The organism is Streptomyces griseoviridis (genome assembly GCF_005222485.1).
GTDB lineage: Bacteria > Actinomycetota > Actinomycetes > Streptomycetales > Streptomycetaceae > Streptomyces > Streptomyces hintoniae.
In genome coordinates this window covers 2098753-2113716 of record NZ_CP029078.1, presented here as the reverse complement: position 1 = coordinate 2113716, position 14964 = coordinate 2098753, and the positions used below count along the sequence as shown (strand labels likewise).

At 72.9% G+C, this 14964-nt stretch carries 15 protein-coding genes; 13 read left to right on the top strand and 2 right to left on the bottom strand.

Features of this window, described 5'->3' with window-relative positions; translation table 11 throughout:
• Nucleotides 1-93 precede the first annotated feature (93 nt).
• The 9 genes from DDJ31_RS08410 (at nucleotide 94) to DDJ31_RS08370 (ending at nucleotide 10500) form a co-directional block, all read left to right on the top strand.
• Nucleotides 94-2157: a tetratricopeptide repeat protein gene (locus DDJ31_RS08410; RefSeq protein WP_127180911.1), complete on the top strand. Its 2064-nt coding sequence runs from the start codon at nucleotides 94-96 to the stop codon at nucleotides 2155-2157.
• 132 nt (nucleotides 2158-2289) lie between these two features.
• Nucleotides 2290-3414: an alanine dehydrogenase gene (gene ald, locus DDJ31_RS08405; protein ID WP_171480981.1), complete on the top strand. Its 1125-nt coding sequence runs from the start codon at nucleotides 2290-2292 to the stop codon at nucleotides 3412-3414.
• Between the two features lie 412 nt (nucleotides 3415-3826).
• A complete protein-coding gene (locus DDJ31_RS08400; protein ID WP_127180912.1) occupies nucleotides 3827-4963 on the top strand; it encodes a ParA family protein in 1137 nt (378 codons plus the stop codon).
• Nucleotides 4948-5532: a hypothetical protein gene (locus tag DDJ31_RS08395; protein ID WP_127180913.1), complete on the top strand. Its 585-nt coding sequence runs from the start codon at nucleotides 4948-4950 to the stop codon at nucleotides 5530-5532. The genes DDJ31_RS08400 and DDJ31_RS08395 overlap by 16 nt, the downstream gene beginning before the upstream one ends.
• 18 nt (nucleotides 5533-5550) lie before the next feature.
• Nucleotides 5551-6750, top strand: coding sequence for a segregation and condensation protein A (locus DDJ31_RS08390; RefSeq protein WP_127180914.1), 1200 nt, complete (start codon nucleotides 5551-5553; stop codon nucleotides 6748-6750).
• A gap of 68 nt (nucleotides 6751-6818) precedes the next feature.
• The gene (scpB, locus tag DDJ31_RS08385) at nucleotides 6819-7388 is read left to right on the top strand and encodes an SMC-Scp complex subunit ScpB (RefSeq protein WP_240678450.1); all 570 of its coding nucleotides are present in this window, start codon (nucleotides 6819-6821) and stop codon (nucleotides 7386-7388) included.
• Nucleotides 7388-8509, top strand: a complete 1122-nt coding sequence (locus DDJ31_RS08380) for a pseudouridine synthase (protein WP_127180916.1) — start codon at nucleotides 7388-7390, stop codon at nucleotides 8507-8509. Before scpB ends, DDJ31_RS08380 begins: the two co-directional genes overlap by 1 nt.
• A gap of 156 nt (nucleotides 8510-8665) precedes the next feature.
• A complete protein-coding gene (locus DDJ31_RS08375; protein WP_127180917.1) occupies nucleotides 8666-9478 on the top strand; it encodes an NUDIX hydrolase in 813 nt (270 codons plus the stop codon).
• Nucleotides 9475-10500: an ADP-ribosylglycohydrolase family protein gene (locus tag DDJ31_RS08370; protein WP_127180918.1), complete on the top strand. Its 1026-nt coding sequence runs from the start codon at nucleotides 9475-9477 to the stop codon at nucleotides 10498-10500. Before DDJ31_RS08375 ends, DDJ31_RS08370 begins: the two co-directional genes overlap by 4 nt.
• Here DDJ31_RS08370 and DDJ31_RS08365 read toward each other — a convergent pair.
• Nucleotides 10497-11246 (bottom strand): nucleotidyltransferase domain-containing protein, encoded by a 750-nt coding sequence (locus DDJ31_RS08365; protein WP_127180919.1) that lies wholly within the window; start codon nucleotides 11244-11246, stop codon nucleotides 10497-10499. The two genes, DDJ31_RS08370 and DDJ31_RS08365, sit on opposite strands and share 4 nt — an antisense overlap.
• A 22-nt stretch (nucleotides 11247-11268) precedes the next feature.
• Nucleotides 11269-11679, bottom strand: coding sequence for a Rieske (2Fe-2S) protein (locus tag DDJ31_RS08360; RefSeq protein ID WP_127180920.1), 411 nt, complete (start codon nucleotides 11677-11679; stop codon nucleotides 11269-11271).
• A gap of 325 nt (nucleotides 11680-12004) precedes the next feature.
• On the opposite strand from DDJ31_RS08360, the gene aroH reads away from it, so the two are divergent.
• From aroH to DDJ31_RS08340, 4 genes are all read left to right on the top strand, one after another.
• Nucleotides 12005-12367, top strand: coding sequence for a chorismate mutase (gene aroH, locus DDJ31_RS08355; protein WP_127180921.1), 363 nt, complete (start codon nucleotides 12005-12007; stop codon nucleotides 12365-12367).
• The gene (locus DDJ31_RS08350; RefSeq protein WP_127180922.1) at nucleotides 12364-13449 is read left to right on the top strand and encodes a prephenate dehydrogenase; all 1086 of its coding nucleotides are present in this window, start codon (nucleotides 12364-12366) and stop codon (nucleotides 13447-13449) included. Before aroH ends, DDJ31_RS08350 begins: the two co-directional genes overlap by 4 nt.
• Nucleotides 13450-13608: 159 nt before the next feature.
• Nucleotides 13609-14295: a (d)CMP kinase gene (cmk, locus tag DDJ31_RS08345; protein ID WP_127180923.1), complete on the top strand. Its 687-nt coding sequence runs from the start codon at nucleotides 13609-13611 to the stop codon at nucleotides 14293-14295.
• Nucleotides 14296-14348: 53 nt separating this feature from the next.
• A complete protein-coding gene (locus DDJ31_RS08340; RefSeq protein WP_431029258.1) occupies nucleotides 14349-14936 on the top strand; it encodes a lysophospholipid acyltransferase family protein in 588 nt (195 codons plus the stop codon).
• The last annotated feature ends 28 nt before the right edge of the window (nucleotides 14937-14964 follow it).

The following is a 14964-nucleotide window of genomic DNA, read 5'->3' as shown; positions in this document are numbered from 1 at the left end:
CGGAACGTAGCAGAGCGTGAACTAGGCTCTGGAAACGCCCGATCCGGAGACCCGGCGGGCTTGCGCGCGTGCGGTGGGACGGGAGTGTGGCCCGTGACGGATCAGGCGGTGGACACAGGCGGCGTACGGCTGTCGGGAACGGCTGCTGCGGAGCGTCAGTTCCTCGGCAGGACAAGGGAGTTGAAAGAACTCCTCGCCGACATCGAGCGCGCGGGCCTCGACACCATCGCGGGACGCAAGGCGCCTCGCGCGCGCGTCCTCCTGATCGCCGGCAGAGCCGGTTCGGGACGCACCGCGCTCGCCGAGGAACTCGTCCGACAGGTCGCCGACCGTTACGACGGACGGGTGCTCAGGGTCCGCCTCAGCGAATCCGACGGCACCCCCGTCCCCGTCGAGCGCGCCGCCCGCGAGCTGCTCGCCGCCCTCGACCTGCCGACCCCCGCGGGGGCCGACCAGGACGACCTGAGCGCGGCCCTGCGCACCGCCCTCGCCGACCGCAAGGCCCTGCTCCTGCTCGACGACGCCGTCGACGCCGAACAGGTCGACGCGCTGCTCCCCGACACCCCGGACTGCCTGGCCGTCGCCGTCTCGACCGGACCGCTCACCGGCATCTCCGACGTCCGCCCCTGCACGATCGGCGGCCTCGACACCAAGTCGGCCCTCGACCTGCTCACCCGCTCCACCGGCTCGGTCCGCATCACCGTCGACCCGTGCGCGGCCGAGGGCCTGGTCGAGGAGTGCCAGGGGCACCCCGCCGCGCTGACCCTGGTGGGCGGCTGGCTCGCCGCCCGGCCCAAGGCGGCCGTCGCCGACGTCGCGAAGCAGCTGCGCGCCGAGGGCGACGACAGCACCCCCCTCGGCCGGGCGTTCCAGCTCGTCCACACCTCGCTGCCGGCGTCCGCCGCCAGGACACTGCGGCTGCTCGCGCTCGCCCCGGCCGGGCTGATCGACCCGCACACCGCGTCCGCGCTGGCCGGCTGCTCGGTCGGGCGCGCCCGCGCCACCCTCGACGACTTCGTCGGGCTCGGCCTGCTGCGGGCCGTCCCCTCGCCGCTGCCGCAGTACGAGGTCCCCGGCTGTCTGCACCCGCATCTGCGGGCGCTCGCCGAGGAGCAGGACCGCCCCGCCGAGTTGCAGCTGGCCCGCGCCCGGATGCTGGAGCGGACCGTGCGGCTGCTCCAGTCCTGCCGGGCCATCACCGAGACCGACAGCCCGGAGGCGCGCGAGAAACTCCAGGGCATGCCGCGCTCGCTGCGCTTCCCGAGCCCGCGGGCGGCCGAGGACTGGCTGCGCATCCGGCGGCCCGCGCTGCTGGCCGCGGCCCGGCTCGCGGTCGCCGACGGGGAGCTTGACACGCTGGCGAGGCGGCTGATGTCGCAGCTGGTCAGGACGATGGTCGCGCACTTCGGCACCCAGGCGGCCGCGCCCGACCTGTACGGCGTCCACGGCCTGGTCCTCGATGTGGCCGAGCGCCGCGAGCTGCCCAGGGAGAAGGCCGCCGCGCTGCTGAACCTCGGAGATCTGGACGCCCAGACCGGCCGGACCGCCCAGGCGCTGGTGCGCTACCGGGAGGCGCTGGACGCCGGGCGCAGCGCGAACGACCCGTACGCGACCGGCCGCGCGATGGAATCCGTAGGCGGCGCTCACCTGGAGCTGGGGGACTACGACCGGGCCGCCGACTGGTTCGGCCGGGCCCTGGCCCAGCGCCTCGCCCGGGACGAGCGCGCCGACGCCGCCCGGCTGTACGGCAGGATCGCCGCCGCCCAGACCTTCGCGGGCCGTTACGGGGAGGCCCAGCGGGGGTGGCGGGCCGCGGTCGCCGGGTACCGCAAGGACGGCGATGTGGCGTCCCAGGCACGGGCGTTGAGCGAGCTGGCCCGCGTCCAGGAGTACGCCGGGCGGCCCGAGGAGTCGCTGCACACCTGTCACGAGGCGCTGGAGTGGGCGCGTCGCGCCGAGGACGTGCGGCTTCAGGCCGCGCTCCAGTTGCGGCTCGCCGACACCCTCGAGCACCTCGGCGATCCGGCGTCCGCCGGACTGCACCGCACCGCGGCCGAACGGCTGCTCGGGGAGGACCCGGGCGACCCGGACCAGGCCGATGACACGGAACACCGTGCTAACGCCTACGAAATCCGCAGTACATCGACTAAAGATTGATGCTTTGGAAGGCTAGACAGCGGGAACACCTTCATTAAACTGGCTCTGCCGCACCTTCTCCCGCGGTGTACCCCGGTGTGCCATGCCCGCCTGGGTATGTGCTGTATGTCCCGCACCCCTGAGTCAAGGACCGTGATCGACGTGAAGGTCGGCATCCCCCGCGAGGTCAAGAACAACGAGTTCCGGGTGGCCATCACCCCCGCCGGTGTGCACGAGCTGGTGCGCCACGGTCACCAGGTCGTCATCGAGGGCGGCGCGGGACTCGGCTCCTCCATCACCGACGACGAGTACGTCTCGGCCGGCGCCCGGATACTGGCGACCGCCGACGAGGTGTGGGCCACCGCCGACCTGCTGCTCAAGGTCAAGGAGCCGATCGCCGAGGAGTACCACCGCCTCCGCAAGGACCAGACCCTCTTCACGTACCTGCACCTGGCCGCCTCCAAGGAGTGCACCGACGCGCTCATCGAGTCGGGCACCACCGCGATCGCCTACGAGACGGTCGAGCTGCCGGGCCGCGCGCTGCCGCTGCTCGCCCCGATGTCCGAGGTCGCGGGCCGGCTCGCCCCGCAGGTCGGCGCCTACCAGCTGATGCGCGCCAACGGCGGCCGGGGCGTGCTGCCCGGCGGCGTCCCGGGCGTGGCGGCCGGCAAGGCGGTCGTCATCGGCGGCGGTGTCTCCGGCTGGAACGCCGCCCAGATCGCGATCGGCATGGGCTTCCACGTCACGCTGCTCGACAAGGACCTGAACAAGCTCAAGGAAGCCGACAAGATCTTCGGCACCCGGATCCAGACCGTCGTCTCGAACGCCTTCGAGCTGGAGAAGGCGTGCCTGGAGGCCGACCTCGTGATCGGCGCGGTCCTCATCCCCGGCGCCAAGGCGCCGAAGCTGGTGACCAACGAGCTGGTCTCCCGGATGAAGCCCGGAAGTGTCCTTGTCGACATCGCGATCGACCAGGGCGGCTGCTTCGAGGACTCCCGTCCGACCACCCACGCCGAACCGACCTTCCCGGTCCACGGATCGGTCTTCTACTGCGTCGCCAACATGCCCGGCGCGGTGCCCCACACCTCCACCTACGCGCTCACCAACGCGACGCTGCCGTACATCGTGGAACTCGCCAACCGGGGCTGGGTGGCCGCGCTGCGCCGCGACGCCGCGCTCGCCAAGGGCCTCAACACCCATGACGGCAAGGTGGTTTACCGCGAGGTCGCCGAGGCGCACGGCCTGGAGCACGTCGAGCTGGAGACGCTTCTCGGCTGAGCCGTCGGGGCCGTCCGGCGGCTAAGTCACCGTTCGGTAAAAGGCGATACGTCAACACGGCCCGTCAACGTCGCACATCCGGCCGGACCTTGCCCACAAGGTCCGGCCGGATGTGTGTATGGTCACTTTGCGGCACTCGGCCAACTCGCCTCGAACGTAACCCTTTGGCCGATTCGTACACCGGGGAAACCTGCGGTGCGACGGCTGTACGCCCTTGACAGAGGGATGTTTCATTGCCGACACATCCTGCCGGGTCCGGCGGATTGTGTTGCTGCGGACGCCCGACACGCCATAGAGTCGCCAACCGTCGGCATGGTGCCACGCTGACCTGTCTAGAAGTTTCCTGGTCACCAAGGAGGTAAGACGACTTGTGAATGAGTCGACATTTTCTCCCGGAGGTGGTCAACCAGGAATGCCGGTACGGGACCAAGGTCCCGCGGGGTTCGAGGCTGTCGGCTCCGTCGCGGTGCGCACCTTCGCATCCCATCAGAGCCACCCGAGGACCGCGGTGACTCAGTCAGCACACCAGAGCATGGATGGCCATCACGTGAACGCCATGGCCGGCGACGGAAGTGGCGCGCCCCACAACCACTTCGCCGACTACGACGAACTGCCCGACGGGCACTTCTACGACCCAGACGCCGAATACGAGCCGGACCCGGAGTACGCGGCCACGCTCGCGCCCGACGCCGCCCGCCAGCGCCGTGAGCGCATCGGGCCGACGGGACGTCCGCTGCCGTACTTCCCGATCCCGGGCCCGCTGACCGACCACGGCCCCGCGAAGATCATCGCGATGTGCAACCAGAAGGGCGGCGTCGGCAAGACGACGTCGACCATCAACCTGGGTGCCGCGCTCGCGGAGTACGGCCGGCGCGTGCTGCTCGTCGACTTCGACCCCCAGGGCGCGCTGTCGGTGGGTCTCGGCGTCAACCCGATGGAGCTCGACCTCACCGTCTACAACCTGCTCATGGAGCGGGGCATGGCGGCCGACGAGGTGCTCCTGAAGACCGCGGTCCCCAACATGGACCTGCTGCCGAGCAACATCGACCTGTCCGCGGCCGAGGTCCAGCTGGTCTCCGAGGTCGCGCGCGAGTCCACGCTCCAGCGCGCCCTGAAGCCGCTGATGGCCGACTACGACTACATCGTGATCGACTGCCAGCCCTCGCTCGGCCTGCTCACGGTCAACGCCCTCACGGCCGCCCACAAGGTGATCGTGCCGCTGGAGTGCGAGTTCTTCGCGCTGCGCGGTGTGGCGCTGCTGACCGAGACCATCGAGAAGGTCCAGGAGCGGCTCAACCCGGAACTGGAGCTGGACGGCATCCTCGCCACGATGTACGACTCCCGCACGGTGCACAGCCGTGAGGTGCTCGCGCGCGTGGTCGAGGCGTTCGACGACCACGTGTACCACACGGTCATCGGCCGCACGGTCCGCTTCCCGGAGACCACGGTGGCCGGTGAGCCGATCACCACCTACGCCTCCAACTCCGTCGGCGCGGCCGCCTACCGTCAGCTCGCCAGGGAGGTGCTCGCCCGGTGTCACGCCGAGTGAGTCTGCCGGGAGCCGACGAACTCTTCCGTACGACAGGGGGAACGGCGCTCCAGCCGTCGGCCCCGCGGCGCGGCCCCGGCGGTGACGCCCGGGTACCGGGTCCGGCGGGGGAGAGCGACGGCATCGCGGCCACCGAGGACGCGCCGCACGCGGTGCCCGCCCAGGGCGGCGACGGCGGCGGCGCGGAGCACGTGGCCACGGAGCCCGGTCCCGCCGACGCGGGCGAGTCCCGCAGCCGGACGGCGCCCGGGACGGTCGACGACCGCTCCGGCAGGCGCCAGGGCGCGCAGGAAGGTTCTGCCTCCGCCGACGCCGGGCCCCGCAAGCGCGGCGGCCGTCCGCCGGCCCGCAGGCCAAGCGGACGGGAGCGGCACGACGAGAAGATCACCGTGTACGTGTCCGCCGAGGAACTGATGGATCTGGAGCACGCCCGTCTGGTGCTCCGCGGTGAGCACGGGCTCGCCGTCGACCGGGGCCGGATCGTCCGGGAGGCGGTCGCCGTCGTCCTGGCCGACCTGGAGTCCCGCGGGGACGCGAGCATTCTGGTACGCCGGTTGCGCGGGCGGTAGGCGTAGCCTGCGAGGGCCATGACCTCGAACGACCCACCCGCCCCAGGACCCGGCGCGCCCGCCGGGCGACGGCGTGCGCTGGGCAGGGGACCGGGAGCGGACACCCGCCCCGCCGAGGCACCGCCCGCGGCACCCGAGAGCGTCGAGGCGGCGACCGGGACCGCCGAGGAGGCATCCGGGAGCGCCGGGACCGCGGAGCCGTCGCCGGGGAGCGCCGAGCCGACGCCGGGGACCGTCGAGGCGGCGCCCGAGAGCGTCCAGGCGGCCCCTGCCGTCGTCGAGCCGGAGACCGTCGAGCCCCGGACCGCCGAGCCGGCGCGCGGAACCGTTCGGGCGGCGCGGGTCACCGAGGCGCCCGCCCCCGCGGATCCCCCGGCGCCGTCCGGGGGCGGCGGTGACGATGACGACGGCGGCGGTGTCTTCACGGTCCGGCTCGCCAACTTCGAGGGGCCGTTCGATCTGCTCCTCCAGTTGATCTCCCGCCACAAGATGGACGTCACCGAGGTCGCCCTGTCCCGGGTCACCGACGAGTTCATGGCGCACATCCGGGCCATGGGCCCTGACTGGGACCTGGACGAGACCACCGAGTTCCTGGTCGTCGCCGCCACCCTCCTCGATCTGAAGGCGGCCAGGCTGCTGCCCGCCGCCGAGGTGGAGGACGAGGCCGACCTCGCGCTCCTGGAGGCCCGTGACCTGCTGTTCGCGCGGCTGCTCCAGTACCGCGCCTACAAGCAGATCGCCGACATCCTCGACCGGCGCCTCGACGACGAGGCCCGCCGCTACCCCCGTACCGTCGGGCTCGAACCGCACCACGCGGAGCTGCTGCCCGAGGTCGTCATCAGCATCGGCGCCGAGGGCTTCGCGCGGCTCGCCGTCAAGGCGATGCAGCCGCGGCCCAGGCCGCAGGTGTACGTCGACCACATCCACGCGCCGCTGGTCAGCGTGCGGGAACAGGCCGGGATCGTGGTCGCGCGCCTGAAGGAGCTGGGCGAGGCCAGCTTCCGGGCCCTGGTCGAGGACACCGACGACACCCTCACCGTCGTCGCCCGCTTCCTGGCGCTCCTGGAGCTGTACCGGGAGAAGGCCGTCGCGCTCGACCAGGAGACGGCCCTCGGCGACCTGCTGGTGCGCTGGACCGGCGGGGAGGGCGCGGACCAGCCGCGGGTGACCGACGAATTCGACCGGGCGCCCGAGCCACCGAAGGAGGACAAGGCGTGAGCACCACCGAGAACACCGGGTCCGCCGTCGCCCACCTCGACCTCGCGCCCGCGCTCGAAGCGGTCCTCATGGTCGTGGACGAACCCGCCACCGAGGACCATCTCGCGAAGATCCTCCAGCGGCCCCGCGGGCAGGTGGCGGCCGCGCTGCGCGCGCTGGCCGACGAGTACACCGCGCAGGGCCGGGGCTTCGAGCTGCGGCTGGTCGCGGGCGGCTGGCGGTTCTACAGCCGTCCCGCCTACGCGGCGGCCGTCGAGGGCTTCGTCCTCGACGGCCAGCAGGCCCGGCTCACCCAGGCCGCGCTGGAGACGCTCGCGGTCGTCGCCTACCGGCAGCCGGTGAGCCGCGGCCGGGTCTCCGCGGTCCGCGGAGTCAACTGCGACGGGGTCATGCGCACCCTCCTGCAACGCGGTCTGGTCCAGGAGGCGGGCGCGGAACCCGAAACAGGTGCGATCCTGTACACGACGACGAACTACTTCCTGGAGCGGATGGGCCTGCGCGGCCTTGACGAGCTCCCGGAACTCGCGCCCTTCCTCCCGGAGGCGGAGGCGATCGAGGCCGACACACTGGAAGGGGTCCCGTCGTTCGATCCGGACGCTCCGGATTCCGAGGACGCAGACGACAAGACGGAACTTTGATGCGAAGCAGCAGCGGCAGGAACAGCAGCGGAAACAACGGCGGGAGCCGTGGTGGCAACAGCGGCGGCCGCGGCGGGAGCGGCGGTGCCCGTGGCGGCAACCGCGGCACCGGCAACAACCGGGACGACAAGCCGGCCGGCAGGCCGAGCAAGCCCCGCCCCGAGGAGCGCCGCTACGACGTGGGCCCCGGCGCGTCCCACGAGGGCCCGAAGTCGGGGCGCGGCGCGTCCGCGCGCGGCGGCGCCAAGGGCGGACCCAAGCAGGGCCAGGGCACCGGGCGCGGCCGATGGGCCCCGGCGACCTCGCGCGAGTACGACGCGCGGGCCGAGGAGCGCAACCGGGAGCGGTACGCGGGCAAGAAGGACGTCAAGCCGCCCAAGACCTTCCCGGGCGCCGAGCAGGAGGGCGAGCGGCTCCAGAAGGTGCTGGCGCGCGCGGGCTACGGCTCCCGGCGCTCCTGCGAGGAGCTGATCGAGCAGGCCAGGGTCGAGGTCAACGGCGAGATCGTCCTCGAACAGGGCAAGCGGGTCGACCCGGAGCGGGACGAGGTGAAGGTCGACGGTCTGACCGTGGCCACGCAGTCGTACCAGTTCTTCTCGCTGAACAAGCCGGCCGGTGTCGTCTCCACGATGGAGGACCCCGAGGGCCGGCAGTGCCTGGGCGACTACGTCACCAACCGGGAGACCCGCCTCTTCCACGTGGGGCGGCTCGACACCGAGACCGAGGGTGTCATCCTGCTCACCAACCACGGTGAGCTGGCCCACCGGCTGACCCACCCCAGGTACGGGGTGAAGAAGACGTACCTCGCGGCGATCGTCGGCCCGATCCCGCGCGACCTGGGCAAGCAGCTCAAGGACGGCATCCAGCTCGAGGACGGGTACGCGCGCGCCGACCACTTCCGGGTCGTCGAGCAGACCGGCAAGAACTACCTCGTCGAGGTGACGCTGCACGAGGGCCGCAAGCACATCGTGCGGCGGATGCTCGCCGAGGCGGGCTTCCCGGTGGAGCGGCTGGTGCGCACCTCCTTCGGTCCGATCACGCTGGGCGACCAGAAGTCGGGCTGGCTGCGGCGGCTGTCCAACACCGAGGTCGGCATGCTGATGCAGGAAGTCGAGCTGTAGCCCCTCGCCCCGCGCGGGTGTCGGCCGGTTCCGGAGTTCTCCGGGGCCGGCCGATGTGTTTTCCCCCTTGCCCCCGACCGGTCGATCTCCTTATAGTCGGACCAAGTTAATGGTCGCCTTGACTCTTAAGTTGGGGCGGGAGACGGGGGAGAGTGCATGGTGTACGACAACGCAGCCAACACAGACAACGCAGACGGTGCGGACGGTGCGGACGGTGCGGGCAGTGCGGGCCGTGACCGAGGCGATGAAGGTGCCGCGTACGACAAGTACGCCTACGAGCCCTTCGCCGTCACCGCCGACCTCGCCGTCCTGACCGTCCGCGACGGCGACCTGCGGGTCCTGCTCGTCGAACGCGGACAGGAGCCCTACGCGGGCCGCTGGGCGCTGCCGGGCGGCTTCGTGGAACCCCACGAGTCCGCCGAGACGGCCGCCAGGCGCGAGCTGGCCGAGGAGACCGGCCTCGACGACGTCACCGGGCTCCACCTGGAGCAGCTGCGGACCTACAGCGAGCCCGACCGGGACCCCCGGATGCGCGTCGTCTCCGTCGCCTTCGCGGCCCTGCTGCCCGACGCCCCCGAACCGCGGGCCGGCAGCGACGCGGCCCGCGCCGCCTGGCTGCCCCACCGCCCCAGGCCCGCCCTCGCCTTCGACCACGAACGCATCCTGGCCGACGCGCACGAACGCGTCGGCGCCAAGCTGGAGTACACCGGCCTCGCCACCGCCTTCTGCCCGCCCGAGTTCACCCTCGGCGAGCTGCGCCACGTCTACGAGGCGGTCTGGGACACCTCACTCGACGGGCCCAACTTCCGCCGCAAGGTGCTCGCCACCCCCGGCTTCGTCGAACCGGTGCCCGGCGCCGCGCGGCTGACCAGGGGCCGCGGCAAACCGGCCGCGCTCTACCGCGCCGGCCCCGCCGCCACCCTCCACCCGCCGCTGCTGCGGCCGTCCACGGAAGGACGCCCCGCATGACCACCACCGTCCACAAGCGCGCCGCCACCGGCTCCCTGCTCGGGCTCGCCCTCGGGGACGCGCTCGGCTTCCCCACCGAGTTCAACGACGTGCCGTCGATCCTCGCCAAGTGCGGCCCCTGGCGGGAGATGGAGCTGCCCCGGCGGGCCTTCGTCTCCGACGACACCCAGATGACGCTGGCCGTGGCGGACGCCCTGCGCACCGCCATGGACCGCGGGGTGCTCGCGCCCGAGAGCCTGGAAGGGCCGCTGCGGCAGGAGTTCGGCGCCTGGTACCGCTCGCCCGAGAACAACCGCGCGCCCGGCCGGACCTGCCTCACCGCCTGCGGTCTGCTGGAGGACGGCAACCGCCGCTGGCAGGACGCCAGTCAGATCGGCTCCAAGGGCTGCGGCGCCAACATGCGGGTCGCGCCCGTCGGACTCGCCCCCGGTCTCAGCGACGAACAGCGCGCCGGCGCGGCCCAGTTGCAGTCCGCCCTCACCCACGGGCACCCCACCGCGCTCGCCGCCTCCGACCTCACCGCCCGCGCCGTGCACCTGCTCGCGCAGGGCGTCCAACCAGCCGACCTGACAGCCGAGTTGAGGGCGTACGCGGTCGCCCACCGCACCCGCTACCGGCACGACTGGCTCGGCGACCTGTGGACCCGCGGCCAGGACCCGAGCCCCGAGCGGTTCGCCGCCCGCGGCTGGGACGAGTGCCTCGCGATCCTCGACCGGCTCCAGGAAGCGGTCACCGACGTCTCCCCCGAGACCGACCCCTGCCTGGCCACCGGAGCCGGCTGGATCGCCGAAGAGGCCCTGGCGACCGGCCTGTTGTGCTTCCTCTGGTTCCCCGGAGACCCCCTCACCGCGCTGCGCCGCGCCGCCTGCACCTCGGGCGACTCCGACTCCATCGCCTGCCTCACCGGCGCCTTCGCGGGCGCCCACCTCGGCGACGGCGCCTGGCCGACCCCGTGGACCGAACGGATCGAGCACGGAAGCGAGTTGACGGCACTGGGCGCGCTCTGGGACGACAGGCCCTAGCAGCCGCCCGGCCCCTCCCCGGCGAGGGCGCGCAGCGCCGACGCGCGGCGGGCGCGGATCAGGAAGTCCTCCACCCGGGGGCGGTCCGCCTCCGCCGGGAGCGGGGTGCGGCGCACGGCGTCGTCGGTCTCCGCCGACAGCCGGTCCATCCGCGCCCGCACCCGGTCCCAGGGCACCTCGCCCCGCTTCACGGCGAGCAGCGGCTCGCGCTCCGCGCCGACGTCCACGGTCAGCGTGCCGGTGCGCAGCAGATCGCGGGCGCTCGTCAGCAGCCGCAGCAGATGCATCGCGTGCTTCCAGCGCGGGGCGCCGTGCACCCGCAGGTCGGCCTCCAGCTTCCGGCGCTGGCCGAGCGCGTAGCCCGTGAACGACCTGTGGACCTCGCGGGAGAGGAACGCCCCGCGCAGCGCGAGGAGTTCACGCCCGGTGTCGTCGACGTGCTCGACCAGCGGGGAGTGCAGGAACTCCAGGACGTTCGGGTTCGCGCGCAGCGCCAGCGCGCACAGCCGCTCCAGCTCCCAGCTGAACCGCTCCTCGCCCGGCCCCTCGACATGCGCCGGCGGCTTCTCGAACCGCCAGAACAGGGGAGTGGGGGCGAGGAACACGCCCCGCCGGTCGATGTCGCTGTCCGGGGTCGCGAGACCGAAGGCCCGCGACCCCATGACGCAGGCGTAGACGGTGTGGTCGCGGACCAGGGTCTCGGGCGTCGGGGGCGGGACCGGGTCGGCCGCCGGGTCGGGGCGCATGGACGGGACGGTACGCGGACCCTCACGTCAGGCGAATCGAATTTCCGCGCACCTCGAACTTCTCCGCGGGCAGCGGCCTCGTCGCCGGACCGTGCGCCACCGAGCCGTCCGCGATGTGGAACTTGGAGCCGTGGCACGGGCAGTCGATGGTGCCGTTCGCGACCTTGGCCACCGTGCAGCCCTGGTGGGTGCAGATCGCCGAGAAGCACTTGAACTCGTCCTTCTTCGGCTGGGTCACCACGACCTTCTGGTTGTTGAAGATCGTGCCGCCGCCGACCGGGATGTCGGCCGTCGTCGCCAGCTCCTTGCCGCCGGAGCCGGCGGACTGCGACGCGGCACCGCTGCCGCCGCCGCTCTCGGAACCGCAGCCCGCGGCGAGCGCCACCGCGCCGGTCGTGAGAAGGATCGTGCGCCGGGTCGAGGCGTGGGTCATGTCGTCACTCCGTACGTGCGGAAGGAACAGGGAGGGCGGCGAAGCCAGGGCAGAGGGGCCGGCGCCTTCGGCGGGACCGGGGAAGGGACCGGAAGGCCGAGGCGGGCGCTCCGGGCGGAGCAGCAGCATCTTGGCACCCGAACCACCCGGGACATGGGAAATCGGGAGGGAAACGGTGGAGAGCGGAGAAAAGGTGCCCTCCGGGCGGCGGAGCCCCGGCGTCCGCGGGCCGTCTCAGGAGGCGGGCGCCACGATGCCGTTCCGCGCGGGCTGGCTAGGCTGGACGAGCAGAGACCCATGCAGCGGAACGACGAGGAGCAGCACCGTGGCGGTACGAGCGGTCCGGGGGGCCGTCCAGCTCGAACGGGACGAGGCCGGACACATGGAGGAGCAGGTCGGAGCCCTGCTCACCGCCGTTCTCGAACGGAACGCCCTGACCCCCGACGACCTGATCAGCGTCTGGTTCACGGCCACCCCCGACCTGCACTGCGACTTCCCCGCGGCCGCCGCGCGCAAGCTGGGCATCGTGGACGTCCCGCTGATCTGCGCCCAGGAACTCGACATCGAGGGCGCCATGCCGCGCGTCGTGCGGATCCTCGCGCACATCGAGTCCGACCGCAGCCGCGCCGAGATCGCGCACGTCTACCTCGGTGCCGCGGGCGCCCTGCGCAGGGACATCGCCCAGTGAGGACCGCGCTCGTCATCGGCACCGGCCTCATCGGCACCTCCGCCGCGCTGTCGCTGGCCCGGCGGGGCGTCACCGTGCACCTCGCCGACCACGACCCGGAACAGGCCCGCACGGCGGCCGCGCTCGGCGCGGGCACCGACGAGCCGCCCACCGCGCCGGTCGACCTCGCCGTCATCGCCGCCCCGCCCGCCCATGTGGCCGCCGTCCTCGCCGACGCCATGCGGCGCGGCCTGGCCCGCGGCTACCTCGACGTGGCCAGCGTCAAGGGCGGACCCCGCCGCGAGCTGGAGGCGCTCGGCCTCGACCTGTCCCGCTACATCGGCACCCACCCGATGTCCGGCCGGGAGAAGTCCGGGCCGCTGGCCGCGACCGCCGACCTCTTCGAGGGCCGCCCCTGGGTCCTCACCCCCACCAGGGACACCGACACCGAGGTCCTCAACCTCGCCCTCGAACTGGTCTCGCACTGCCGGGCCCTGCCGGTCGTCATGGACGCCGACGCCCACGACCGCGCCGTCGCCCTCGTCTCGCACATGCCCCACCTGGTCTCCAGCATGGTCGCGGCCCGCCTGGAGCACGCCGAGGAGGCCGCCGTGCGGCTGTGCGGGCAGGGCGTGCGGGACGTGACCCGGATCGCCGCCTCCGACCCCGGGATGTGGATCGACATCCTCTCCGCGAACCCCGGCCCGGTCGCCGACCTCCTCGCCGACGTCGCCACCGACCTCGACGAGACCGTCCGCGCCCTGCGCTCCCTCCAGTCCGCCGACGAGGACAAGCGGCGCGCGGGCGGCGCCGGGATCGCCGACGTCCTGCGGCGCGGCAACGCCGGCCAGGTCAGGGTCCCGGGCAAGCACGGCTCCGCGCCCCGCGCCTACGAGGTCGTGGCCGTCCTCATCGACGACCAGCCGGGCCAGCTCGCCCGCATCTTCGCCGACGCCGGTCGCGCCGGGGTCAACATCGAGGACGTGCGCATCGAGCACGCCACCGGGCAGCAGGCGGGTCTGGTGCAGCTGATGGTGGAGCCGCACGCGGCGCCGGTCCTCACGGCGTCGCTGCGCGAGCGCGGCTGGGCCATCAGGCAGTGAGGGGCCAGGCCGCCCGGCCGTGAGCGGACGGGCCCGAGCAGGCACGGGCCGCCGGGCCCGTCCGGCCGTGAAACGCCCTCCGGGGAGCCAGTAACCTTGTACGGGGCACGATCGCGCCCCACCCACTCCCACCACACCGCACCAGGAAGGTGTCCCCCCGTGGAAAACGGCGCCGCCCAGCCCGTGATTGTCGCCATCGACGGCCCCGCCGGCACCGGTAAGTCGAGCACGTCGAAGGCCGTCGCCACGCAGCTCGGCCTGAGCTACCTGGACACCGGCGCCCAGTACCGTGCCATCACCTGGTGGATGGTGACCAACGCGATCGACGTCGACGACCCGTCCGCGATCGCCGCCGTGGCGGGCAAGCCGGAGATCGTCTCCGGCACCGACCCGGCCAATCCGACCATCACGGTCGACGGCGTCGACGTCTCCGCCCCGATCCGCACCCAGGAGGTCTCCTCCCGGGTCAGCGCGGTCAGCGCGGTGCCCGAGGTGCGGGCCAGGATCACCGAGTTGCAGCGCGCCGTGGCGGCCGGCGCCGAGGGCGGCATCGTCGTCGAGGGCCGGGACATCGGCACGACCGTGCTGCCCGACGCCGACCTGAAGATCTTCCTCACCGCCTCGGCCGAGGCCCGCGCCGCCCGCCGCAACGGCGAGCTGAAGGGCGCCGACGTCAACGCCACCCGCGAGGCCCTCATCAAGCGGGACGCCGCCGACTCCAGCCGCAAGACCTCGCCGCTCGCCAAGGCGGACGACGCGGTCGAGGTCGACACCACCGAGCTGACCCTCACGCAGGTCATCGAGTGCGTCGTGACCCTCGTCGAGGAGAAGCGGGCGGGGAAGTGACACAGTCTTCCGAGCGGGGCGCCGAGATCGGCAGGCGCATCGGGGTCGGCCTGATGTACGGGCTGTGGAAGCCGCGCGTCCTGGGCGCCTGGAAGGTGCCCGCGACCGGCCCGGTGATCTTCGCCGTCAACCACGCGCACAACATCGACGGCCCCATGGTCATGGGCGTGGCCCCCAGGCCGACGCACTTCCTCATCAAGAAGGAGGCCTTCATCGGCCCGCTCGACCCGTTCCTGACGGGCATCGGGCAGCTGAAGGTCGACCGGGACACCACCGACCGGGGCGCGATCACCCGGGCGCTCGACGTGCTGAAGGCCGGCGGCGTCCTCGGCATCTTCCCCGAGGGCACCCGCGGCGAGGGCGACTTCGCCTCGTTGCGCGCCGGGCTCGCCTACTTCGCGGTGCGCGGCGGCGCCCAGGTCGTCCCGGTCGCGGTGCTCGGCTCCACCGACCGGCGCAGCCGACTGGTCAAGGCGGTGCCGCCGCTGCGGTCCCGCGTCGACGTCGTCTTCGGCGACCCCTTCGAGGCGGGCGACGGCTCGGGCCGCCGCACCCGCAAGGCCCTGGACGAGGCCACCGAACGCATCCAGAAGCAGCTCACCGCCCACCTGGAAAACGCCAGGCGACTGACCGGTCGCTAGGCGACACTGAGTAGTGGACCGGCCCGGC

Coding starts and splice junctions, on each gene's coding strand:
- DDJ31_RS08340 (WP_431029258.1), top strand. CDS start 14,349: ATGTACGGGCTGTGGAAGCCGCGCGTCCTGGGCGCCTGGAAGGTGCCC.
- DDJ31_RS08375 (WP_127180917.1), top strand. CDS start 8,666: ATGGTGTACGACAACGCAGCCAACACAGACAACGCAGACGGTGCGGAC.
- scpB (WP_240678450.1), top strand. CDS start 6,819: ATGGTCGTGGACGAACCCGCCACCGAGGACCATCTCGCGAAGATCCTC.
- DDJ31_RS08365 (WP_127180919.1), bottom strand. CDS start 11,246: ATGCGCCCCGACCCGGCGGCCGACCCGGTCCCGCCCCCGACGCCCGAG.
- DDJ31_RS08400 (WP_127180912.1), top strand. CDS start 3,827: ATGCCGGTACGGGACCAAGGTCCCGCGGGGTTCGAGGCTGTCGGCTCC.
- DDJ31_RS08360 (WP_127180920.1), bottom strand. CDS start 11,679: ATGACCCACGCCTCGACCCGGCGCACGATCCTTCTCACGACCGGCGCG.
- DDJ31_RS08370 (WP_127180918.1), top strand. CDS start 9,475: ATGACCACCACCGTCCACAAGCGCGCCGCCACCGGCTCCCTGCTCGGG.
- DDJ31_RS08390 (WP_127180914.1), top strand. CDS start 5,551: ATGACCTCGAACGACCCACCCGCCCCAGGACCCGGCGCGCCCGCCGGG.
- DDJ31_RS08380 (WP_127180916.1), top strand. CDS start 7,388: ATGCGAAGCAGCAGCGGCAGGAACAGCAGCGGAAACAACGGCGGGAGC.